The sequence below is a fragment of the Ochrobactrum sp. P6BSIII genome, assembly GCF_014138065.1.
Taxonomy (GTDB): domain Bacteria; phylum Pseudomonadota; class Alphaproteobacteria; order Rhizobiales; family Rhizobiaceae; genus Brucella.
The window spans coordinates 232,408-253,310 of record NZ_JACGXB010000005.1 but is presented as its reverse complement, the minus strand read 5'-3'; the positions used below and the strand labels follow the sequence as shown (position 1 = coordinate 253,310).

Below are 20,903 nucleotides of genomic sequence, written 5' to 3'. Positions count from 1 at the left end.
TTCCACCGGGTTACATCTTGCATTCAGCTGCGTAGTTGTCCTTGTAGTCGTTGAAGACCGTTTCAACGTAGGACGTGGCGAACTGGCCGTCATCGCGCTTGACGACTTTGGTCAGGTAGAAATTCTGGATCGGAAAGTGGTTGTCGCCAAAGCTGAATTCACCGCGCGGCGAGGTGAATTTTGCGTCCTTCATGGCGGCCCGCAAGGCGTCCTTGTCGGCCAGATTGCCATTGACCTGTTTGACCGCCGCATCGATCAGCATGGCGGCATCATAGGCCTGTACGGCAAAGGTCGCCGGAATGCGCTTGAACTTGGCCTCATAGGCGGCGGCGAATTCCTTGGCGGGTGCGGAATCGAGATCCGGCGCCCAGTTCGAACCGGCGAAGAAGCCAACCGCTGCATCCTGCTGCGCAGGCAAGGTTGTCTCGTCCACGGTGAATGCCGAGAGGAACGGCGTGCCTTCAAGGCCGGCCTGACGATACTGCTTGACGAAATTCACGCCCATGCCGCCGGGCAGGAAAGCATAGACCGCGTCCGGCTGTTCAGCGGCGATCTGCGCCAGTTCCGCCGAATAATCCAGCTGGCCGAGCGGCACATAGATTTCCTGTGCGACCTGGTTCTTATAGGAGTGTTTGAAACCGGCGAGCGCGTCCTTGCCGGCCTGATAGTTCGGGGCGATCAGGAACACGCGCTGGTAATTCTGCTTTTCGGCATATTTGCCGGAAACTTCATGCATCTGGTCGTTCTGATAGGACGTCACGAACAGATTGGGATTGCAGTCCTTGCCGGCCAGATTGGACGTGCCTGCATTGGTCGAGATCAGGAATGCACCGGATTCAGTTGCCGGCTTGACGATTGCGTTCAGGACATTGGAGAAAATCGGCCCGATGACGAAATCCACCTTGTCGCGCTGGATCATCTGCTGGACCTTGTTGACGCCGATATCCGGCTTCTGCTCATCGTCCTGAACGATGATTTCAGCATCGAGGCCGCCGAGCTTGTTGCCCAGCTTGTCCATGGCGAGCAGAAAACCGTCGCGGGACTGTTCGCCCAGCAAGGCCGATGGCCCGCTTAGCGTATAGATCAAACCGATCTTGATCTTGCCGTCTTCGGCCTGCGCGGTTCCGTTCAACATGGTTGCGGCGAGCAGCGCCAGGGCTGCTTTCGTCGAAATTTTCATTGTTCCACCTCGATTGCAGATTTTTGCTTTGTTTTCTTTTTCTTTCGCATTGTCCGACACAAAAGTGCGAAGCGCTTTTGCTCGAAATGCTTAATACCCGGCAGATGTACTCCCATACATCTGCCGGGCGGATGCATTATTCTGCTGGCGCGGGCAAAAATTCAACCTCATGAGCCGGTGCAACGCGAACTATTTCAGCTGGATCACCGACATTGTTGATGCGAACGAACAGGTCCCAGAGTTTTGCGGTTGGCGAAACCCAGAAAACGCACTTCACCGGCTGTTCGGATTTGTTGAAAATGCCGTGCGATATGTTGCGCGGCAGGCAGACGAGATCGCCAGCTTCGGCAACCGCGTCCTTGCCGTCGAGCAGCAGGTCGAGTCGGCCTTCCAGCACATAGATGAATTCTTCCTGCGTGGTGTGGATATGCGGCGGAACGAAGGTGCCGGGAGGGAAGGTTGCATGCCACGACATGGAGCTTTCGCAGACATGCTTGGGCACATAGGTCTGGCCCAGAATGTGCCAGACAACACCGTCCACAGAGGAACCGGATTTGGTCACGCCAGCTGGAAGATCAGTCACTTGGATTCCCTTTCATGTGAGCGCATCCCGAAAAGTGTGAAACGGTTTTCGGAAAAGATGCGCGTTTAGAAACTATTCAGACGCAAGCTTTCAGGCCGTCGCCCGGGTTACTTCCCGGTTGACCTGCTGTGTTGAAAAGCCTGCCTTTGCGGCATAGCCGCGAACAATCGCCTCGCGTTCGGCAAAGCTGATGACGCCATCCAGATCGGCAACACCGGATGGTGCGCGCCGTTCGACCTCATCGATGACGCCTTCCGGACCGCCCAGCCGGTTAAGCCGGACGATTTCCGCCGTCGCGGGCAGCCGGATGGCCTGATAGGCGGCAAGCGCTGCGCGACCGTGTTCGGCGGCGGCCAGATGATCGGCAAGCGTGCGTGCGTCGATGATGGCCTGGCTCGCGCCGTTGGACCCGACCGGATACATCGGATGGGCGGCATCGCCGATCAGCGCCACGCGGCCATCGGTCCACCAGCGGGCTGGATCGCGGTCGCACATGGGATATTCGAAGAATGTATCGGTTGCCCGCACCAGCGCGGCGAGATCCACCACATTGATGCCGAATTTCTCGACATGCGGCATCAGCTCTTCATGCGTGCCACGACGGCTCCAATCCTCGCGCTTCGGCGCAGGCGAACCGTCGGCGCCCGGACGATAGGTGACGACCCAGTTATTGAGGATTTTGCCGGGCGTCGAGCCCTTGGCAATTGGGTAAAGCACCAGCTTATAGGTGAAGCCGCCCGCGACGATCATTGTGCGACCGTCAAGGAACGGGTCGCTTTCAACCGCGCCGCGCCACATCATGACGCCGTTCCATTTAAGCCCCGCTTCGTTCGGGAACATCTGATGCCGGATGACGGAGTGAATACCATCCGCGCCGATGACAATGTCGCCAGTTGCAGAAGCGATCTTCGACCCTTCGGCGAAATGCACTGTCGCCGAACCTTCGCTCTGGGCATAGCCGACACAGCGCTGGTTGGCGACGATGGCGTCTGGGCCGAGACGTTCAATCACGGCATCATAGAGCAGTTTCTGCAAATAGCCGCGATGAATGGAAAACTGCGGCACATCATAGCCTGCATCCACGCCGCGCGGTTCGCGCCAGATTTCCTGGCCCTGCCGTGTGGCGTAAATCAGCTCGCGCGTGCGGATGCCGGTGGCGTCGAGTGCTGGCAGAAGACCGATCTCAGCCAGTTCGCGGATGGCGTGCGGAAGGACGTTGATACCAACGCCCAATTCGCGGACTTCAGGTGCTGCTTCGAAAATCTGGCAATCAATGCCCCGTGTATGCAGCATCAGTGCCATGGTGAGGCCGCCGATGCCTCCTCCGACGATAATCGCTTTCATTCGCGGTTCCTTTTCGTGGCTGCTCTCTGGCGCCTGGGACCAACGATAAAAGCGGGAATGGTGCTGTCTATCACCAAATCGCCATCCCTAACAGGAAACCGCCAGAAACGCGTTTTCCGGCAAAATTTTCACGGTGCTTGCGCTCTCGCTACGGCATGATACTTTAATCTTAAAATAAAATGCTCTCTAAATGAGATACGGGGAATATCGTGATGCTGACTACGAGCTATATGCACCGGCTTTCGCCGTCCATCGATTCGTTCCAGGACACCATGTCCGGGCTGCTCCGGCCTTGCCGCATCTCGAAAAAATCCAGCCGGACCTATCGCACGGAAGTCGCCCACGGGCGCATGCGGCCCTTCGGCCTGACGGCGATCCGCATTGGCGGCCACGCCCGCATCGAAGTTGAAGCGCATAACGATATGACTTTGTTGCAGGTTCCGTTGCAGGGCATCTTCGTTTCGCGCGACCGGCGCGGTGACGAGCTGCTGTATCAGTCGGGCATGAATGCCCAGCTGGTCGACGCGCATTCGGCAATCGACCTTGAGTTTCACCCGTCCACGCGCATGCTGATCTTCAGCCTGAACGATACCCAGATCGATATTCTGGGCGGCAAGGAATTCATCGAGCAGTTCACCCATAACAAGCGGGTTGTCTCGTTTGACACCCCGGTTGGCCATGCCTTCTATCAGCTGGCGCATTTCGTCATGAACGAGATCGAGAAGGACAAGGAAGCCTTCTTCCATGGCGGTCTGTCGGAGCGGCTGGAAGACAGCTTGATGGCGTCGCTTGCGGCGGCGCTGGATACACAGCCACGCGCGAGACCGATGATGAGCGCGGTGCCGAGCTATGTCCAGCGCGCTGAAAAATTCATGCTCGACAATCTCGACAAGCAACTGACCTTGCAGGAGCTTGTCGACGCAACGGGCACCAGTGCCCGTACCTTGCACCGCACCTTCCGCAGTGTCCGGGGCAACACGCCGCTCGGCGTGTTCAAGAATATGCGGCTGGACAAGGTGCATGCAGAGCTTGCCCGTGGATATGCCGGGCCCGGCGATATTACACGCATCGCCATGGCCTGGGCGTTCAACCATATGGGCCTGTTTTCGGCCGATTACCGCCAGCGTTTCGGCTATCTTCCGTCTGAAACCGTGCGCCGCGCGCAGTAAAGCTTCTAGCCGCTATCTGCGATTTGCCAGCGCCTGATTGGGCTGGCGCAGGCTCGGATCGAACGGGCTGATCTTGTGGGAAATGATCGCCGCTTCCCGGCGCAGCAGTTCCACGACGGTTTGCAGCCGCTGTTCGGTCAGGCGTGAGGCCAGCGTGCCGACGCTGAAGGCTGCCACGGCTTCGCCGCTATGGTCGAGAATGGGCACGCCGACGCCGGCCATGCCGTCGATCATATTGAAGTTGAAGGTTGCAGCACCTGTCTTGCGCACGTCATCGATCAGGATACGCAGATCAACTTCGTCGATGGTGGACTTGTCCAGAATGCGGGGCATGTTGAAGCGGATGATCGCTTCGCGCTCTTCTTCCGGCAGGAAGGCGAGAATGGCGAGACTGCCCTGGCCGATGCCAAGCGGAACCTTGCCGCCAATATCACCGGTATAGGAGCGGATCGGAAATGGTCCCTCGACACGATCAAGACACACAGCATCGAAATTGCTGCGCACCAGCAGGAAAACCGTATCGTTGAACGTGGTCGACAGCCGCAGCAGCGACGGGCGCGCAATATTCAGTATTCCGTCGCGTTGCCGGGCCTGCGCTGCCATGGCGAAAAACTCCAGCGACAGGCGATAGGCCTTCTTGTCAGCGATCTGCTCGACAAGGTTTTCGGCAATCAATGTCTTCAGCAGACGATGGGTGGATGGCTGGCTCAATTCGAGATCGCGGGCCAGATCGATCAGCCGCACGCCGTCCTCGGCGCTGACGGCCAGACCTTTCAAAATATGGATTGCCTTCACCAGACTTGAGTTGAGAGCAGCGCCAGATTTCGAATTCTCTGATATATCATCCATAAAATTGCTTCCAAATTCTGTATTTTAAAAGATGTATATAATTTCTTCCGGATTTGAAAATTATAATTTGTAATCGCAGAATTTTTTCTGCCATCTGAAAGCGTCGCCAATGGGAAGGTCCGGCAAGGCACCGAAAAGGTGCTGCAAACGGATCGGCGGTTTTGCTTCAGGCGTTGTTCAGGGAACGATGCAGCCGCGAAAGCGGCTGGCCAATAAAGTGTTGCTGCGCAACCGAGCATGAATGACCGCCCCGCCAGCCAGCCCTGTAAAGAGGCGACGTGAGACAACATCACGGCGCTTCCGCTCCCCCGCACATTTCTGCGGAAGTCAGGCCGAGAGGGAGACGCAATGAGCTTTTTGACCCTTTCCGGAATTTCCCGCCACTACGGCAAGTTCGCGGCTGTCGATAAATTCAATCTGACGATTGAAAAGGGCGAGTTCATTTCGCTGCTCGGCCCTTCCGGCTGCGGCAAGACCACCACCTTGCAGATGATCGCCGGACTGGTGCCGCCAACCGCCGGTTCGATCACGCTTGATGGTCGCGATATTACCCGGCTGGCCCCGGCCAAGCGCGAACTCGGCGTCGTCTTCCAGAGCTATGCGCTGTTTCCGCATATGACGGTGGCGCAGAATGTCAGTTTCGGTCTTGAAATGCGCAATGTGGCCAAGGCCGAGCGCGAAAAGCGTGTGCGCGAGGTGCTGGAACTTGTGCATCTTGGCGCTCTGGCGGATCGCTATCCGCGCGAGATGTCGGGCGGTCAGCGCCAGCGTGTTGCGATTGCCCGCGCGCTGGTCATCAATCCGCCCGTGCTGCTCTTGGACGAGCCGCTCTCCAATCTTGACGCGCAGCTGCGCGAAGAAATGCAGTTCGAGCTGCGCCGCATTCAGCGCACCGTCGGCATCACCACCATCATGGTGACCCATGATCAGGCCGAAGCGCTGTCGATCAGCGACCGCATTGTGGTCATGGAAAAGGGTCTCATCACGCAGGTCGATGCGCCGTACAAGCTCTACGAGCATCCGCACAACCATTTCATTTCCAATTTTGTCGGCAAGTCCAACTTCCTCAAGGCGCGCGCCGAGGGCGAGATGATCGCGCTTGCGGGCACGGCCATCCGCTTCCCGGCGGGCGAAACCAAGCTTTCCGGCGATGTTTCGGTGTTTATCCGTCCGGAAAAAGTGCAGCTCGTGAATGACGGCGAGGGCCATATCGCCGGTGAAGTCGCAACGCGCTATTTCATGGGTAGCCAGTGGTTGCTCGGGGTCAATACGGCAGCAGGCCCGCTTTCGGTGGCACTGCCCAATCTCGGCAATCCGCCGCCAGCCGAAGGCACGCAGGTCGGCCTCAACTGGAACCATGAAGACTGCCGTATCCTCACCGCAGGGGTGAACTGAGCATGGCTTCCGTGATCTCAGAGGATACATCCGCAGCCCCGAAGGAAGCGCGCAATCTGATGCCGCTTTTCCTGGCCGGGCCGTCGACGCTGCTTTTCTTCGCGCTGGTGCTTTTGCCGCTGGGGCTGACGATCCTGCTGTCGTTCAATAGCTACAGCTATGACAAGGGCATCGAGAACGTCTATTCGCTCGCCAATTACGTGCAGGTTCTCAAAGACCCTTATTACCTGTCGATCTTCTGGCGGACGCTCAAGCTGGCGCTCATAACAACCGTCATCACGGTGCTGATTGGCGTGCCGGAAGCCTATATTCTCTCCAATATGCGCAAGCCATGGCGCTCCATCTTCCTGCTGGTGATCATCGGACCGCTTCTGGTTTCGGTCGTGGTGCGCACCTTCGGCTGGAGCATGCTTCTCGGACGCAACGGTCTGGTGAACAGCCTGCTGCAGCTGGTCGGCCTGCCGACGACGCAGATCCTTTATAGCGAGACCGCCATTGTGATCGGTCTGGTGCATATCATGCTGCCCTTCATGGTGATCCCGGTCTGGACCGTGCTGCAAAAGCTCGACCCGTCGGTGGAAGCGGCTGCGCTTACGCTTGGTGCATCGCGCCTGACAGCATTGCGCCGCGTGGTGTTCCCGCAGGCCGTGCTGGGCATTCTTTCGGGCAGCCTCATCGTCTTCGCCCTGTCGGCAAGTTCGTTTGCCATTCCGGGCCTGCTCGGCGGACGCCGTCTCAAGATGGCGGCTACCGTTGTCTATGACGAATTCCTGATCGAGCTGAACTGGCCGCTGGGTGCAGCCATCGCCATCATCGTTCTGGTGGCCAATCTCATCATCATGATCGCCTATAATCGCCTGCTCGAAGGGCAGGCCAAGAAGAAACTGGGGTAAGCACCATGGTCAAGAACGGTCCTTTCGCCCTTTTCTTCCACACACTGGTCGTCATCTTCATGCTGGCGCCGATGCTGGTGGTGTGTCTGGTGGCTTTCACCCCGGAAAACACGCTGACCATGCCATGGAACGGCCTTTCGCTTCGCTGGTTCAAGGCTGTGTTCGAGCATAACGACTTTATGACGTCGTTCTATAACAGCGTGAAGCTCGCCTTCTTCTCGGCCACGATTTCCACATTGCTGGCGGTGCCGTCCGGGCTTGCCATTGCGCAATATAATTTCCGTGGCCGCGATGCGCTCAATGCGCTGTTTCTGTCGCCGCTGATCATTCCGCATCTGGTGCTGGGCGTCGCATTCCTGCGCCTGTTCTCCCTGATGGGCTTCACGGGTTCATTCGTCTGGCTGGTTGCCGCGCATTCCATTGTGATTACGCCTTATGCGCTGCGCCTCATACTCGCTTCGCTCGGCAGCATGGACCGCAATGCAGAAAATGCCGCACGGACACTCGGCGCGGGCGAATGGACAGTGTTCCGCCGCATCACCTTGCCGCTTTTGCTGCCGGGTCTGTCGGGCGGCTGGCTGCTTGCCTTCATCAATTCCTTTGATGAGTTGACCATGTCGATCTTCGTCACGTCGCCCTCGACGGTCACGCTGCCGGTCCGCATGTATATGTATGCAAGCGAATCCATCGATCCGATGATGGCTGCGGTCTCCGCCTTGATGATCCTCGTCGCGACCGTCACCATGATCATCATTGACCGCATGTTCGGCCTCGATCGTCTTCTGGTAGGCAAGGGCTGATCCGATCATGACGATCCCGGTTTCACCTTCGGCGGCCCAGTTCCGCAGACGGTATCGGCTGGCCGAACAGCCGCTCAGCTTCTCGCTTGACGGCGTGCCCTGCGAAGGACGCCGTGGCGACACCGTGCTGACCGCCATTCTGTCGGTGCAGGGAAAGCTGCGTCATACCGAATTCACCGGCGAACCGCGCGCAGGTTTCTGCCTGATCGGCGCTTGTCAGGACTGCCATGTCATGACGGCGGAAGGTCGCCGGTTGCGCGCCTGCACAACATTGCTGGAAGAAGGCATGGCGTTTGTGACGGAGCCTTCGATATGAGCGCTGTTGCGTCCCCTCTCCTGGCACCCGTCATTGTCGGCGCAGGGCCTGCGGGCATTCGCGCCGCTGAAATTCTCGTCAAGGCTGGTCTTCGGCCTGTCGTGTTGGACGAAGGCATGCGCTCCGGCGGGCAGATTTATCGCCGCCCGCCGATTGATGACGGGCGCAGCTATCGCAGCCGTTATGGTTCCGAGGCTCCCAAGGCCGAAGCGCTGCACACGACATTCGACACGTTGCGCGGCTCTATCGATTATCGCCCGGAAACGCTGGTCTGGAATATTTCGCGCAACGATGGGGATCATCTCGATCTCCTGACGGATGGCGTGCATGGTCAGCTGTCCTATAGCCATCTCATTCTTGCAACCGGCGCAACGGATCGTGTGCTTCCCTTCAAGGGCTGGACAAAGCCCGGCGTCTATACGCTTGGCGCATCGCAGACTGCGCTCAAGGCGCAAGGCTGCACCGTTGGTGAACGCGTCGTGTTCATGGGTTCCGGCCCACTGCTTTATCTGGTGGCTTGGCAGTATCACCATGCAGGCGCCAAAGTGGCGGCTGTTCTGGATACGGCGCCCTTTGCTGCCAAGTTTCATCTCGCGCATCTGGCGCTGCACGCGCCGCGCATCGTGGCGCTTGGGGCCTATTACGGCCTGCGTCTGAAACTGGCGGGCGTTCCGATCCACTATGATGTTCGGCCCGATTGCGTGCTGGGCGACGACCATGTCGAAGGTGTGCGTTATCGCACGGGCAAGAGCGAGCACGAAGTGGCCTGCGATGCGCTGGCCTATGGTTTTGCGCTCCGCCCGGAAACGCAGCTTGCCGATCTTGCCGGTTGTGATTTCCGCTTCGAGGACCGCGACCGCGCCTGGTTGCCGATGACGGACAAGCATGGCCGCACCAGCCGCATCGGCGTCTATGTCGCCGGTGATGGTGCTGGTATCGCCGGTGCAGATGCCGCCGAAATTCGTGGTCAGCTGGCCGCTATCGCGCTTCTTCGCGATCTTGGATTGCCATTCGATAACGGGACCGAACAGCGTCTCATTCGCAAACTCGATGGCATTTATCGCGAACGTCTGATTGTCGAAAAGGCATTTCCATTTCCGCTCGACTGGTTCCAGACGGTGGCAGGCGATGTCACGCTTTGCCGTTGCGAAGAGATCAGCCTTGGCGCAGCGCGGGATGTGATCGGCGCAGGCGACACGCAGGAAATCAATCGCCTCAAGGCCTTGAGTCGGGTTGGCATGGGGCGCTGTCAGGGCCGTATGTGTTCGGCAGCGGCAGCGGAACTTCTGGCTTCCATGCGCGACACGTCACCCGCTGATGGCGGACGCATCCGCGCCCAGGCACCGGTCAAGCCGATCCCGCTCGGTTTTGGCGCTGCGGCCAGAGAGGACGTTGCGTCATGAGCCAGCGTCTTCAGGCCGATGCGGTCATTATTGGCGGCGGCATCGTCGGTGGTTCCGCAGCGCTTTTCATGCGTCAGGCTGGCCTGTCGGTTATCCTGCTCGACAAGGGCTTTTGCGGCGCGCAGGCAAGCGGCGTCAACTATGGCGGTGTGCGCAGGCAGGGCCGTGCGCCCGAGCAGATCGCTTTGTCCCAGCGCGCGCATGAAATATGGGCGCGGCTGCCGGAGCTGATTGGCATCGACGGTGAATATATCCGCAGCGGCCATTTGAAACTGGCGCGCACCGAGGAGCATTTTGCAAGTCTGGAAGCCTATGCGGCGACTGTTCGCCCATTGGGCCTTGCGGTGGAACTAATCGGCGGCAATGCGGTCAAGGATCGGTTTCCATGGCTGCCCGGTAATGTGGCTGGTGCCTCGCTTTGTGCTGATGACGGCCACGCCAATCCGCGCCTTGTGTCGCCTGCTTTTGCACGCGCTGCCAAGGCTGCGGGCGCAACGGTTCTGGAAAATACGCCAGTGCATGACGTGCAGACGACCGGCGACGGCTTTGCCATTCTGGCGGGAGACGATCTTGCGGGTGAACGGATCGAGATCCGCTCGCGTCTGCTCTTCAATTGCGCCGGTGCATGGTCTGACCGTTTTGCGGCTTCGTTCGGTGAGCCTGTTCCGTTGAAACGCGTTTATCCATCCATGGTCGTGACCGAGCCGATGCGGCTTCGCCTGCCGATGAGCCTTGGCGAAGAAGGTGGCGGCTTTTACGGACGTCAGGTGACGCGTGGAAATTATGTGATGGGCGGCGGGCGCGGCACACCGCTTGAGAACCCGGATTTTTCGCGTCCGTCGGTCAATGCGGCGTCATCGGTGATGTTGCGCGCCATCGAACTCTTTCCGCACCTGAAAAATGCCCAGGTTATCCGCTTCTGGTCTGGCACCGAGGCCGAAATGCCGGATGGAAATCCGGTGATCGGGCCAAGCAGCCGGGTCAAAAATCTCTATCACGCCTTCGGTTTCTGCGGCGCCGGTTTTCAAACCGGGCCGGGGGTCGGAGCCGTGCTGGCCGATTTCGCCGTGAGCGGAGAAACGAAAACGCCGATCGGCGCTTTCGCCATCGACCGTTTTGCGCCCGAAAACAATCCAACCTCAAACCACAAAGGGGAGTAGCATGAACACCAACCGGATTACGAAAACCGTTGCAGCCGCGCTTGGCCTGTCGGTCGCTTTCGCTTCCGCCGCATCGGCAGAAACGAAGACGCTCTATATCGGCATGAATGGCGGCAATATGGAAAAGGCTTATACCGAGCACGTCCTGCCGGAATTCGAAAAAGCCAATGACGTGAAAGTCGTGGTCGTGCCGGGCACGTCGGCTGACATTCTCGCCAAGGCCACCGCCCAGAAGGACAATCCGCAGATGCATGTCATGCTGCTTGACGATGGCGTGATGGTTCGCGCAATCAATGGCGGCCTGTGCCAGAAAATCTCCGGCGATCCGGTTCTGGCCGATATCCAGCCCGCCGCCCGCATCAAGGATGATATGGCCATCGGCGTCGATATGGGCATGACCGGCATTGCCTATAACAAGAAGCTTTTCGACGAAAAGGGTTGGGCTGCGCCGACCTCGTGGATGGACTTCGCTGACGAAAAATATGCCAATGCCGTCGTGTTCCAGTCGGCTTCGGCCTCGACTTTCGGTCTGCATGCATTCCTGATGTTCAACCGCATTCAGGGCGGCGACGACAAGAACCTCGAGCCGGGCTTCGAGAAGTTCCCCGACATGATCGGCAAGAATGTTTTGGAGTATATCCCGTCGTCGGCCAAGATTTCGGAAATGGTCCAGACCGGTGAAGCCGCAATCTTCCCGCTGACGCCAACCGGCGTGAACAACCTGAAGGACAAGGGCATTCCGGTTGAATATGCACAGCCGAAGGAAGGTTCGGTCGTTCTCGCCGTGACAGAATGCGTGCTGGCAGGCAACAGCGAGCCTGAACTGAGCCAGAAGCTGGCGCATTATCTGCTGTCTGCCGATGCGCAGAGCAAAGCGCTCGATCATGGCAATGTCATCCCGTCGAACGAGAAGGCCAAGGCCGGTACGCCGGAAGCACAGGCCAAACTTGATGCGTTCCGCGGTTATATGCAAACCGCAAACACGCTCGATTGGGACGCCGTCAATGAAGGCCGCCAGCAGCTCAACAGCCGCTGGAACCGCACCATCGAAAAGTAAGATTCAATCGTTGATTGAAAACCCGCCCCGCGAAATCGGGGCGGGCCTTTTACGCCCTGTTTCGAATTGCAAATCGATCAGGTCGCGATTGCTACAGGCCCCCCTACCGATAACAAAATGTTGCGCAATTGCGCCGGTCGGTGGAAACAGGTCGTGCTTGCCGTTGTGGGATCAAGCCCCTTAAAATTGGGGTTCGAAACTGCTTCGGGAATGAACGAATGACACGACAGTTACACCTTACCGCCTTCATGCGCCCCGTCAGTCTGCACACCGGCGCATGGCGATATCCGGGAGCCTATCCCGACGCCAATTTCAATTTCTACCATCTGAAGTCTTTTGCGCTGAAGCTTGAAGCCGCCAAGTTCGATGCTTTCTTCATGGCCGACCATCTGGCCGTGCTCAACATGCCGGAAGAGGCGCTGAAGCGCAGCCACACCGTCACGTCTTTTGAACCGTTCACCCTGCTGTCAGCGCTGGCGGCTGTGACAGACAAGATCGGTCTGGCCGCAACGGCGTCCACAACCTTCGACGAGCCTTACCATATCGCCCGGCGCTTTGCCTCGCTCGATCATATCAGTCAGGGGCGGGCGGCGTGGAACATCGTCACGACCTCCAACCCGGATGCGGCGCTCAATTTTGGCAAAGAGGAGCATCTCGTTCACGATGAACGCTACAAGCGCGCGCGTGAATTCTTCGATGTCGTGACGGGATTGTGGGACAGCTTTGCCGATGACGCATTCCTGCGTGATCAGCAATCCGGCATCTATTTCGACCCGTCGCGGATGCATGTCCTTGACCACAAGGGCGACGATTTCAACGTGCGCGGGCCGCTCAATATTGCGCGCCCGGTGCAAGGCTGGCCGGTGATCGTGCAGGCGGGGCAGTCGGAACCGGGACGGCAGCTGGCCGCCGAGACAGCCGAGGTTGTTTTCTGCGCGCCGCGTGGATTGTCCGATGCCAAGAAACTCTATGCCGACCTGAAGAGCCGCGTTGCTGCTGTCGGGCGAAATCCGGACCACCTCAAAATATTGCCTGCCGCCTTTATCGTCATTGGTGAGACGGTTGCCGACGCAAAGGAAAAACGCGCAAAGCTCGACAGTCTGGTTCATTACCACAGCGCCATTGCGTCGCTGTCGATTGCCATCGGGCACGATGTGTCCGGTCTCGATCCGGATTCCTATCTGCCGGAACTTCCTGACACCAATGCCAGCAAGTCGAGCCAGGAACAGGTGTTGAAGCTGGCACGCGAAGAAAACCTGACGGTGCGCCAGCTTGCCCAACGTTATGGCGGCTATTCGGGTCTCGCTTTCGTGGGAACGCCCGAAAGTGTCGCCGACGAGATGCAGCAATGGCTGGACGAGGCCGGTTGTGATGGCTTTACGGTGGTGTTTCCATTCGTGCCGCAAGGGCTGGACGATGTGGTGGAAAAGCTGGTGCCGGAATTGCAGCGGCGCAATATTTTCCGTAGCGACTATGAGGGTTCTACCCTGCGCGATCATCTCGGACTGCCGCGGCCGCGGAACCAGTTTTTCGACTGAAAAACCTGAAATGAAAGCACCGCAACCGGTCAGTTCTGATCGGTTGCGGTGTTTTGGATAGAGGGCTCAGATCAGTTTGCTGCGGCAAAGACGCTGTAACAGTTGCGTCCCTTGCCCTTCGCCTCGTAAAGCGCGATGTCGGCATTGCGCGCCAGATCCTGCGGCGTGAGGCCGTCGCGTGGCGCGACAACAGCGCCGATACTGGCGGAGACATCCAGAACAATGCCGTTAATGATGAAGGGCTCGCGGAAGGCTGCCACGATCTTTGCCGCGACGGCTTCAATTTCGTTTTGGCCGTTTGCATTGGGCAGAACAACCGCGAATTCATCGCCGCCGACCCGTACCGGCAGATCGTCGGCCCCAAGGGCAGAGCGCAGACGCCGCGCGGCCTCGATCAGCAGTGCGTCGCCCATAATATGTCCATGTGTGTCGTTCACGGCCTTGAAGCGGTCGAGATCGATCAACAGCGCCCCAACCGATCTGCCGTTCTTCAGCGCATCCTCGATCATCGGGATTGCCAGCTCGTAAAGCGCGCCGCGATTGTAGAGTTTGGTCAACCGGTCGGTCAGGGCCAGACGCTTGAGCGCAATGGAATCGTCATTGAGGAACTTGTTGGTCTTTTGCAGGCGCAGAAGGCCGCTCGCAACGCGTGCAAAGTCTTCAAGCTTGGCCAGATCGCTCTGGGAAATATGCCGGGGTTTGTTGTCGAGAATGCAAAGCGAGCCAACCGTCAGGCCCGCATCGACCGAAACCGGCGCGCCGGCATAGAACCGGAAAAGCGGTTCGCCGGTGACATAGGGCATGGTGCAGAAGAAGCGGTCTTCAACCATGTCTTCGACCACAAAGCTCTTGCCGCTTTCAACCACGAATGTGCAAGCGGTCATCTCGCGCGGGCAGCTGCTGACTTGCTGCCCGGCATTGGCCGCGACGCGTTGCCAGTCCTGATCGACGATGTTGAGGGCGGATGTGCTCGCGCCAAACGCGTCCTTGACGAGACCGACAAGCGTGTCGAGTTCAGGCAAACCGATGCTCGAAAGGGAGACAAGGCTGCGAACGCTTTCGAGCCGTTCGACTTCATTGGCCGGAACGGAAAAGTTTCGCTCTGGATTTGAGAAGCCCTGGACGTTTGTATTCATCATCTTCACCATCATGCATGCATCGACCCGCCCCGGTTATAGATAGGGAATACGACAGCAACAGCAAGCAAAGCATGCCGATGGCGAAGACGTTTGAACAAATTTTGTAATGTTTTTAGGCGGCCTCGATATCGCGAACCGGCGGATTGCCATAGAGGCGGCTATATTCACGGCTGAATTGCGAAGGACTTTGATAGCCCACGCGGTGTCCAGCCGTGCCGGCATCCAGTCTCTCGACCAGCATCAGCCGGCGCGCTTCGCTCAGGCGCAGCTGCTTTTGATACTGGATCGGCGTCATGGCCGTGATCGACTTGAAATGGTGGTGAAATGACGACGGGCTCATATTCACATGCTCGGCCAACTGTTCGATGCGCAAAGGCAGCGCAAAATGCTGGCGCAGCCATCCGATGGCGCGCGCGATCCGGTTGGCCTGACTGTCCACTGTGGCGATATTGATCAGACGGTCGCCGCTTGGGCCTGTCAGCAGGCGATAGAGAATTTCCTGTTCGATCAGCGGCGCCATCACGGGAATATCTTCCGGGCTGTCAAGGAGGCGCAAAAGCCTGATCACCGCATCGACCAGCCCGGCAGGCGCAGTATTGACGCTGATGCCCCACTGGTTTTCCGAGAGAGCAATGCCGCGGCGAATGTCGCTGCGACCGAGAAGATCAACCAGCTTTTCACTGTCGATGGCGAGCGACAGGCAAAGATGCGGTGCTTCGGCGCTTGCTTCTACCACGCGCCAGGTCACCGGCAGGTCGAGCGAAGTGACCAGATATTCCCCGGTTGCGTAGTTGATCGTGGCCGAGCCAAGGCGCAGGGATTTCGCGCCTTGAAGAACCATGGCCAGACACGGGCGATAGCTGCCATGGCAGGGCACGCTCGGCGTCGAACGTCTGCTTATCGACAGGCCGTCAATCGCGGTTTTGCGCTCGCCATCGGTCTCGATGAAGCGCTCGGCAAGCGACGCCAGTTCCCTATATGCATCGATGGGTAAGTTCATGGGCACCTTGCTTTGTCAACGATCCGACACGGTCCTTATTTATCCTTTTCGGAAATCGAAACCAAGGGACAGGGTTGATCGAGAACGTCAGATTTGCAGGATTGTGCAAGAAGCTTGCAGGATCGGTCTACCCTGTTTTCCCGGTTCGGAGCATAGTCAATCATCTCATCCTCCCCCAATTTTCCCCTGAAAAACGGAGTTTATTATGGCTATTGCAAGAGGTTATGCCGCCACCGATGCGGATCAGCCGCTGGTGCCGTTCACGTTTGAACGTCGCGAACCCAATGCCGACGATGTGGTCATCTCGATCCAGTATTGCGGCGTGTGCCATTCCGACATTCACACGGTTCGCAACGAGTGGAAAAATGCCGTTTATCCAATCGTTCCCGGTCATGAAATTGCGGGCATTGTCACGGCTGTCGGCGACAAGGTGACGAAGTTCAAGGTTGGCGACAAGGTTGGCGTCGGCTGCTTCGTGGATTCCTGTGTCGGCTGTGCGACGCGCGACGTCGACAACGAACAATATCTGCCGGGCCTGATCCAGACCTATAACTGCGATGACGCCGAAGGAAAGGCGCGCACACAGGGCGGCTATTCCGACCAGATCGTCGTCAAGGAAGGCTATGTGCTTTCCATTCCGGACAATCTGCCGCTTAACGCTTCGGCACCGCTGCTTTGTGCTGGCATCACGCTTTATTCGCCGCTTCGTCACTGGAACGCCGGTCCCGGCAAGCGCGTGGCCATCGTCGGCATGGGCGGGCTCGGCCATATGGGCGTCAAGCTTGCCAATGCGATGGGCGCGCATGTCACGGTGCTCAGCCAGTCGCTTTCGAAAAAGGATGACGGTCTCAAGCTTGGTGCGAAGGAATATTACGCTACCAGCGATGCCTCGACCTTTGAAAAACTGGCGGGCAGCTTCGATCTGATCATCTGCACAGTGGGCGTTGCCATCGACTGGAATGCCTATCTGGGCCTGCTCAAGGTCAATGGAACCATGGTGAATGTCGGCGCGCCGGAACATATGGTGCCGGTCCATGCCTTCTCGCTGATCCCGGGCCGCAAGAGCCTGTCCGGTTCGATGATCGGCTCGATCAAGGAAACCCAGGAAATGCTGGACTTCTGCGGCGAGCACAACATCGTCTCGGAAATCGAGATGATCAAAATTCAGGATATCAATGAAGCTTACGAGCGCGTTTTGAAAAGCGACGTGCGCTATCGCTTCGTGATCGATATCGCCTCGCTGGCAGCCTGATAAAACAAAAGGCGGGACTATTCAGTCCCGCCTTTTTCATAAAGCCGCAGCTTCAGAACTGGAGCATCTGGCTGAGCACAATAATCGTGCCGACAGCGCACGAGCAGGCAAATAGCGCCAGTTCCGATGCCGTAAGCCGGTCGATCCAGATCGGTCGCTTCAATTGTCCATTCGTTTTTAATTGTGTGCTGGCGGGCAATTTCGCTTTCGCCCCGCTATCCCTTTTTATTGAACCGCTGCGCATTTTTCATTTTCTCCCCCATCCAACGCTAACTGCGTTGGGTCGCCGCGAGACCGGCGCAATTAACTGAACATTAACCAATCTTTAACCGTCGGGAAACAGCAAAAACGGACGAACCGACAAACCGGTCTGACGAATGAACATCGTGATCCCCTTGCGCGATGAGCTTGCCTGTATGGTTGCAATCCCGGCCGGGTTCTGGTCAAAGCCTGCAAGGCTTTTCAGAAATGTCGGAACCAAGCCGAAAACAGGCCAGAAGCAGGCCAGAAGCAGGATTGTTGAACCATGCCCGATAATGGCGCATCTGCACCATTCATTGCTGTCGACGGCGTCGGTTATGCCATAGCCGGGCGACCGATCCTGCATGGTGTTTCGCTTCATTCTACAGCGCGCAGAATGGGTATTGTCGGCAGAAACGGCTCTGGCAAGAGCACGCTTGCGCGGCTTCTGGCTGGTCTGCTGAAACCCTCGGAAGGCGCGATCCGTATTGCGGGCCAGGACCTTTACGAAGACCGCAAGGCGGCGCTTTCGACGGTCGGTATCCTGTTTCAAAACCCCGAACACCAGATCATCTTTCCAACTGTCATTGAGGAAATTGCTTTCGGCCTGCGCCAGCAAGGTGCAACCAAAGCCGATGCGCGGACGATGGCGACAAAGGTGCTGGGCGATTTCGGCAAGGAACATTGGGCCGATGCCGCAATCCAGTCTTTGTCACAAGGGCAGAAGCATCTCGTCTGCATGATGGCGGTGGTCGCCATGCGCCCGGCACTCATCATTCTCGACGAGCCTTTTGCCGGGCTCGATATTCCGACGCGGCATCAGCTGTCGCGCTATCTGAATGCCGGTGAGGCGCGTCTTCTCCACATTTCCCACCATCCGGAAGACTTGCACGGCTATGACGAAGTGTTCTGGATCGATCAGGGCCAGATCCGGGAAACCGGGGATGCGCAAACGGTTCTGACCCGCTATGTTGAAGAAATGATCCTTCAGGGCAAGAGCGATGATCTCTCTCACCTCTCCCGTTAAAACACGCGCCCATCAATGGCCGGTGGCGGCCAAGGTCGCCGCGCTTTGCATTGCGACCACGACGCTTTTCATGGTCCAGTCGGTCTGGTTCCAGCTCGGCGCATTCGTGTTATGCTTTGTGCTCTACGTGCTTCCGGGGTGGGTATTCTTTCGCGCTGGCTTGCAGGCCATGCGCCCGGTTCTGCCTTTTGCTGCGGTTATTTTTCTCTGGCATCTGGCTTTCTACACCGCGCTTGAAGGGGTGGAGATCACGGTACGGGTCGTCACGATGATCGCTTTGGCCAATCTGGTGACGATGACCACCCCGCTTGAAGATTTTGTGCATCTGCTGCGGTTTCTGAATGCGCCTTTGCGTCGCCTCGGCCTGCCGACGCAAATTCTCGAAACGGCCATTCCGCTGGTGATACGCTTTTCGCCGGTGCTCATTGCCAAGGCCGGACAGCTTGTTGAAGCATGGCGCGCCCGGTCGCGCAGGCGTCCGGGCTGGCAACTGGTGCTGCCGCTGTCACTGGCCGCGCTTGACGATGCCGATCATGTTGCCGAAGCATTGCGTGCTCGCGGCGGAACTCTCAAATAAAGGCTTCCCGAATGGAAAGAAATGTCGCCCATGTGGCCCTGTTTGCAGCGCTGATCTGCGCATTGGGATTTTTGCCGGCTGTCACGCTCGGCTTCGGCGTGCCGATTACCGCGCAAAATCTCGGCGTGATGCTTGCCGGGGCCGTTCTGGGGCCGAAACGCGGTGTCGCCGCCGTCGCGCTGGTCATCCTGCTGGTGGCGATCGGATTGCCGGTTCTCGCGGTTGGACGCGGCGGTCTTGGCGTGTTCTCCGGCCCGACGGTTGGCTTTCTGCTCGGCTGGATTCCGGCGGTTTACGTCACTGGCCTTTTCATCGAGCGCGCGCCCATCGCCAATCTCGGCGTGTCGACCTTTATCGGCGCGGTTCTGGGCTGCATCGTGGTGCTCTATCTGTTCGGCGCAATCGGCATGTCGTTGATCCTCGCAAAGCCTTTCCTTGAAGCGGTCAAGCTCCTGGCCATTTTCATTCCGGGCGATGTGGTCAAGGCTGTCATCACCGGTGTTCTGGTGTCTGCACTTGCCAAAATCAGGCCGCAGGATATTCATCGCGGTCAAACCATACGCTGAAAAGCTGTGCGTTCACGGTAACTTGTATCGCACCGCGCAGCAGATCGGTATTCCTGATGCTTTCTCCAATCGGAGAGATTACGGTAATTTTTCATAGCGAATCGATGTCCAGATTGGGAGACATTGCATGGCAGCAGAGACCGGTGCGGCGCGTACCATTCGGACCATTGTCGAAACCATTCGACCGCAGTTGAATGTCAAACTGTGGGACGGCACCCAGATCGGCGCCTTTGACGGGCCGACACTGGCGATCAAGGACCCGTCGGTCGTGCGTCAGGTGGTGCTGAAGCCGAATTACGATACGCTCATCAGCCTCTGGACCTCCGGCGCGGTCGACATCGAAAACGGAACCATCTTCGATGTCGCCGAAACAAAGATCGACGGTCATCTCAAGGACCGGATCAAGGCGCTGCCGAAATGGCAGTTGCTGAAAGGCATTCCATCGCTGCTCTTTGCCGGAAAGGCAAAGGACCAGGAAAATATCGACGGAAAGTCTCCCTTCGTCAGCGGCTCGAACAAGGAAGCGATCACCCATCACTACGATGTGTCGAACGAGTTTTATCAGCTGTTTCTCGATGAACGCATGGTCTACACCTGCGCCTATTTCACCGACTGGCAGAACAGTTTGGATCAGGCACAGCACGACAAGCTGGATCTGATTTGCCGCAAGCTGCGTCTGAAGCCGGGCGACCGCTTTCTGGATATCGGCTGCGGCTGGGGCGCGCTTTTGATCCATGCCGTGCAAAATTATGGCGTGATTGGAACCGGCGTTTCGCTGTCAGAAGCACAGACCGCGCTGGCCCGACAAAGGATCAAGGCTGCCGGGCTGGAAGACAAGATCACCATCCACATCAAGTCCTATACCGAGCTTGATCAGGCGTTCGACAAGATTTCTTCCATTGGCATGTTCGAACATGTCGGCATTGCCAATTACGACACCTATTTCAAATCGGTACGGCGTTTGCTGCGGCCCGGCGGCCTCTATATGCATCACGCCATTACCCGCCGGATGAAGAAGAACAAGAAGAGCTTCAACCGCAAGAGTGCGGAACATCTGGCGCTGGTGAAATACATTTTCCCGGGCGGTGAACTGGACCATCTGGGCATGACGGTCGAGAATCTCGAAGGCCATGGCTTTGAGGTACATGACGTGGAAAATCTCCGCGAGCACTATGGGCGCACCTGCCGCATGTGGGCGGACCGGCTTCATGCCAATTTCGACAAGGCCGTTGCCGAGGTTGGTTATCCGCGGGCGCGCCTCTGGATATTGTATCTCGCAGGATGCGCATTGGCGTTTGAGCGCGGAACGGTTCAGATCAACCAGACGCTTGCCTCAAAGCGCAAACGTGGCATTTCGGCTGTGCCGCAAACACGCGCTGATATTTATCAGGGCTAGAGCATGTCTCCCGAAAGCG

General features: G+C 58.0%; 22 protein-coding genes. 14 read left to right on the top strand and 8 right to left on the bottom strand.

What is annotated here, in order from left to right; all coding sequences use genetic code 11:
- Window positions 1-10: 10 nt before the first annotated feature.
- The 3 genes from FHW00_RS09325 to FHW00_RS09315 all read right to left on the bottom strand — a co-directional run bounded on the left by FHW00_RS09325 (window position 11) and on the right by FHW00_RS09315 (window position 3,107).
- A complete protein-coding gene (locus FHW00_RS09325; protein WP_078338408.1) occupies window positions 11-1,180 on the bottom strand; it encodes an ABC transporter substrate-binding protein in 1,170 nt (389 codons plus the stop codon).
- Between the two features lie 136 nt (window positions 1,181-1,316).
- The gene (locus FHW00_RS09320; RefSeq protein WP_078338209.1) at window positions 1,317-1,763 is read right to left on the bottom strand and encodes a cupin domain-containing protein; all 447 of its coding nucleotides are present in this window, start codon (window positions 1,761-1,763) and stop codon (window positions 1,317-1,319) included.
- A gap of 90 nt (window positions 1,764-1,853) precedes the next feature.
- Window positions 1,854-3,107, bottom strand: a complete 1,254-nt coding sequence (locus tag FHW00_RS09315; RefSeq protein WP_113534329.1) for a flavin-dependent oxidoreductase — start codon at window positions 3,105-3,107, stop codon at window positions 1,854-1,856.
- A gap of 212 nt (window positions 3,108-3,319) precedes the next feature.
- On the opposite strand from FHW00_RS09315, the gene FHW00_RS09310 reads away from it, so the two are divergent.
- Window positions 3,320-4,276 carry an AraC family transcriptional regulator gene (locus FHW00_RS09310; protein WP_078338210.1) on the top strand — a complete coding sequence of 319 codons (957 nt, stop codon included), beginning with the start codon at window positions 3,320-3,322 and terminating at the stop codon, window positions 4,274-4,276.
- 12 nt (window positions 4,277-4,288) lie between these two features.
- Here FHW00_RS09310 and FHW00_RS09305 read toward each other — a convergent pair whose 3' ends face one another.
- Window positions 4,289-5,125, bottom strand: a complete 837-nt coding sequence (locus tag FHW00_RS09305; RefSeq protein WP_078338211.1) for an IclR family transcriptional regulator — start codon at window positions 5,123-5,125, stop codon at window positions 4,289-4,291.
- Window positions 5,126-5,473: 348 nt separating this feature from the next.
- Here FHW00_RS09305 and FHW00_RS09300 point away from each other — a divergent pair, with 348 nt between their 5' ends.
- From FHW00_RS09300 to FHW00_RS09265, 8 genes are all read left to right on the top strand, one after another.
- Window positions 5,474-6,520 (top strand): ABC transporter ATP-binding protein, encoded by a 1,047-nt coding sequence (locus FHW00_RS09300; protein WP_078338212.1) that lies wholly within the window; start codon window positions 5,474-5,476, stop codon window positions 6,518-6,520.
- A gap of 2 nt (window positions 6,521-6,522) precedes the next feature.
- Complete coding sequence (locus tag FHW00_RS09295; RefSeq protein WP_078338213.1) at window positions 6,523-7,413, top strand: ABC transporter permease; 891 nt, start codon at window positions 6,523-6,525, stop codon at window positions 7,411-7,413.
- Between the two features lie 5 nt (window positions 7,414-7,418).
- The gene (locus tag FHW00_RS09290) at window positions 7,419-8,213 is read left to right on the top strand and encodes an ABC transporter permease (RefSeq protein ID WP_078338214.1); all 795 of its coding nucleotides are present in this window, start codon (window positions 7,419-7,421) and stop codon (window positions 8,211-8,213) included.
- Window positions 8,214-8,220: 7 nt separating this feature from the next.
- A complete protein-coding gene (locus FHW00_RS09285; RefSeq protein WP_078338215.1) occupies window positions 8,221-8,529 on the top strand; it encodes a (2Fe-2S)-binding protein in 309 nt (102 codons plus the stop codon).
- Complete coding sequence (locus tag FHW00_RS09280; protein WP_078338216.1) at window positions 8,526-9,932, top strand: FAD/NAD(P)-dependent oxidoreductase; 1,407 nt, start codon at window positions 8,526-8,528, stop codon at window positions 9,930-9,932. The genes FHW00_RS09285 and FHW00_RS09280 overlap by 4 nt, the downstream gene beginning before the upstream one ends.
- Window positions 9,929-11,092: an NAD(P)/FAD-dependent oxidoreductase gene (locus FHW00_RS09275; RefSeq protein WP_078338217.1), complete on the top strand. Its 1,164-nt coding sequence runs from the start codon at window positions 9,929-9,931 to the stop codon at window positions 11,090-11,092. Before FHW00_RS09280 ends, FHW00_RS09275 begins: the two co-directional genes overlap by 4 nt.
- Before the next feature lies 1 nt (window position 11,093).
- Window positions 11,094-12,149, top strand: coding sequence for an ABC transporter substrate-binding protein (locus FHW00_RS09270; RefSeq protein ID WP_078338218.1), 1,056 nt, complete (start codon window positions 11,094-11,096; stop codon window positions 12,147-12,149).
- Between the two features lie 218 nt (window positions 12,150-12,367).
- A complete protein-coding gene (locus tag FHW00_RS09265) occupies window positions 12,368-13,687 on the top strand; it encodes an LLM class flavin-dependent oxidoreductase (RefSeq protein ID WP_182514645.1) in 1,320 nt (439 codons plus the stop codon).
- A 71-nt stretch (window positions 13,688-13,758) separates the two neighbouring features.
- Here the strand turns inward: FHW00_RS09265 and FHW00_RS09260 are convergent, their stop codons facing one another.
- Window positions 13,759-14,826, bottom strand: a complete 1,068-nt coding sequence (locus FHW00_RS09260; RefSeq protein WP_445558201.1) for a diguanylate cyclase domain-containing protein — start codon at window positions 14,824-14,826, stop codon at window positions 13,759-13,761.
- 112 nt (window positions 14,827-14,938) lie between these two features.
- Window positions 14,939-15,826, bottom strand: coding sequence for an AraC family transcriptional regulator (locus tag FHW00_RS09255; RefSeq protein WP_078338220.1), 888 nt, complete (start codon window positions 15,824-15,826; stop codon window positions 14,939-14,941).
- A gap of 205 nt (window positions 15,827-16,031) precedes the next feature.
- Here FHW00_RS09255 and FHW00_RS09250 point away from each other — a divergent pair, with 205 nt between their 5' ends.
- Window positions 16,032-17,078 carry an NAD(P)-dependent alcohol dehydrogenase gene (locus FHW00_RS09250; protein WP_113534332.1) on the top strand — a complete coding sequence of 349 codons (1,047 nt, stop codon included), beginning with the start codon at window positions 16,032-16,034 and terminating at the stop codon, window positions 17,076-17,078.
- 52 nt (window positions 17,079-17,130) lie between these two features.
- Here FHW00_RS09250 and FHW00_RS09245 read toward each other — a convergent pair whose 3' ends face one another.
- Both FHW00_RS09245 and FHW00_RS09240 read right to left on the bottom strand, forming a co-directional pair.
- Window positions 17,131-17,322, bottom strand: a complete 192-nt coding sequence (locus FHW00_RS09245) for a hypothetical protein (RefSeq protein WP_078338221.1) — start codon at window positions 17,320-17,322, stop codon at window positions 17,131-17,133.
- An 81-nt stretch (window positions 17,323-17,403) separates the two neighbouring features.
- Window positions 17,404-17,700, bottom strand: coding sequence for a hypothetical protein (locus tag FHW00_RS09240; RefSeq protein WP_162762662.1), 297 nt, complete (start codon window positions 17,698-17,700; stop codon window positions 17,404-17,406).
- Between the two features lie 15 nt (window positions 17,701-17,715).
- Here FHW00_RS09240 and FHW00_RS09235 point away from each other — a divergent pair, with 15 nt between their 5' ends.
- From FHW00_RS09235 to FHW00_RS09220, 4 genes are all read left to right on the top strand, one after another.
- A complete protein-coding gene (locus FHW00_RS09235) occupies window positions 17,716-18,345 on the top strand; it encodes an ABC transporter ATP-binding protein (protein ID WP_210189476.1) in 630 nt (209 codons plus the stop codon).
- Window positions 18,320-18,922: an energy-coupling factor transporter transmembrane component T family protein gene (locus FHW00_RS09230; protein WP_078338223.1), complete on the top strand. Its 603-nt coding sequence runs from the start codon at window positions 18,320-18,322 to the stop codon at window positions 18,920-18,922. Before FHW00_RS09235 ends, FHW00_RS09230 begins: the two co-directional genes overlap by 26 nt.
- Before the next feature lie 11 nt (window positions 18,923-18,933).
- Window positions 18,934-19,488 carry a biotin transporter BioY gene (locus FHW00_RS09225; RefSeq protein ID WP_078338224.1) on the top strand — a complete coding sequence of 185 codons (555 nt, stop codon included), beginning with the start codon at window positions 18,934-18,936 and terminating at the stop codon, window positions 19,486-19,488.
- Between the two features lie 127 nt (window positions 19,489-19,615).
- A complete protein-coding gene (locus tag FHW00_RS09220; RefSeq protein WP_078338225.1) occupies window positions 19,616-20,884 on the top strand; it encodes an SAM-dependent methyltransferase in 1,269 nt (422 codons plus the stop codon).
- The last annotated feature ends 19 nt before the right edge of the window (window positions 20,885-20,903 follow it).

Excerpts from the sequence above, each read along its gene's own strand:
- FHW00_RS09325 (WP_078338408.1), bottom strand. The coding sequence starts at position 1,180 with ATGAAAATTTCGACGAAAGCAGCCCTGGCGCTGCTCGCCGCAACCATG.
- FHW00_RS09315 (WP_113534329.1), bottom strand. The coding sequence starts at position 3,107 with ATGAAAGCGATTATCGTCGGAGGAGGCATCGGCGGCCTCACCATGGCA.
- FHW00_RS09310 (WP_078338210.1), top strand. The coding sequence starts at position 3,320 with ATGCTGACTACGAGCTATATGCACCGGCTTTCGCCGTCCATCGATTCG.
- FHW00_RS09305 (WP_078338211.1), bottom strand. The coding sequence starts at position 5,125 with ATGGATGATATATCAGAGAATTCGAAATCTGGCGCTGCTCTCAACTCA.
- FHW00_RS09300 (WP_078338212.1), top strand. The coding sequence starts at position 5,474 with ATGAGCTTTTTGACCCTTTCCGGAATTTCCCGCCACTACGGCAAGTTC.
- FHW00_RS09295 (WP_078338213.1), top strand. The coding sequence starts at position 6,523 with ATGGCTTCCGTGATCTCAGAGGATACATCCGCAGCCCCGAAGGAAGCG.
- FHW00_RS09290 (WP_078338214.1), top strand. The coding sequence starts at position 7,419 with ATGGTCAAGAACGGTCCTTTCGCCCTTTTCTTCCACACACTGGTCGTC.
- FHW00_RS09285 (WP_078338215.1), top strand. The coding sequence starts at position 8,221 with ATGACGATCCCGGTTTCACCTTCGGCGGCCCAGTTCCGCAGACGGTAT.
- FHW00_RS09280 (WP_078338216.1), top strand. The coding sequence starts at position 8,526 with ATGAGCGCTGTTGCGTCCCCTCTCCTGGCACCCGTCATTGTCGGCGCA.
- FHW00_RS09275 (WP_078338217.1), top strand. The coding sequence starts at position 9,929 with ATGAGCCAGCGTCTTCAGGCCGATGCGGTCATTATTGGCGGCGGCATC.
- FHW00_RS09270 (WP_078338218.1), top strand. The coding sequence starts at position 11,094 with ATGAACACCAACCGGATTACGAAAACCGTTGCAGCCGCGCTTGGCCTG.
- FHW00_RS09265 (WP_182514645.1), top strand. The coding sequence starts at position 12,368 with ATGACACGACAGTTACACCTTACCGCCTTCATGCGCCCCGTCAGTCTG.
- FHW00_RS09260 (WP_445558201.1), bottom strand. The coding sequence starts at position 14,826 with ATGATGAATACAAACGTCCAGGGCTTCTCAAATCCAGAGCGAAACTTT.
- FHW00_RS09255 (WP_078338220.1), bottom strand. The coding sequence starts at position 15,826 with ATGAACTTACCCATCGATGCATATAGGGAACTGGCGTCGCTTGCCGAG.
- FHW00_RS09250 (WP_113534332.1), top strand. The coding sequence starts at position 16,032 with ATGGCTATTGCAAGAGGTTATGCCGCCACCGATGCGGATCAGCCGCTG.
- FHW00_RS09245 (WP_078338221.1), bottom strand. The coding sequence starts at position 17,322 with ATGCGCAGCGGTTCAATAAAAAGGGATAGCGGGGCGAAAGCGAAATTG.
- FHW00_RS09240 (WP_162762662.1), bottom strand. The coding sequence starts at position 17,700 with ATGAAGCGAAACACCATGCAGGATCGGTCGCCCGGCTATGGCATAACC.
- FHW00_RS09235 (WP_210189476.1), top strand. The coding sequence starts at position 17,716 with ATGGGTATTGTCGGCAGAAACGGCTCTGGCAAGAGCACGCTTGCGCGG.
- FHW00_RS09230 (WP_078338223.1), top strand. The coding sequence starts at position 18,320 with ATGATCTCTCTCACCTCTCCCGTTAAAACACGCGCCCATCAATGGCCG.
- FHW00_RS09225 (WP_078338224.1), top strand. The coding sequence starts at position 18,934 with ATGGAAAGAAATGTCGCCCATGTGGCCCTGTTTGCAGCGCTGATCTGC.
- FHW00_RS09220 (WP_078338225.1), top strand. The coding sequence starts at position 19,616 with ATGGCAGCAGAGACCGGTGCGGCGCGTACCATTCGGACCATTGTCGAA.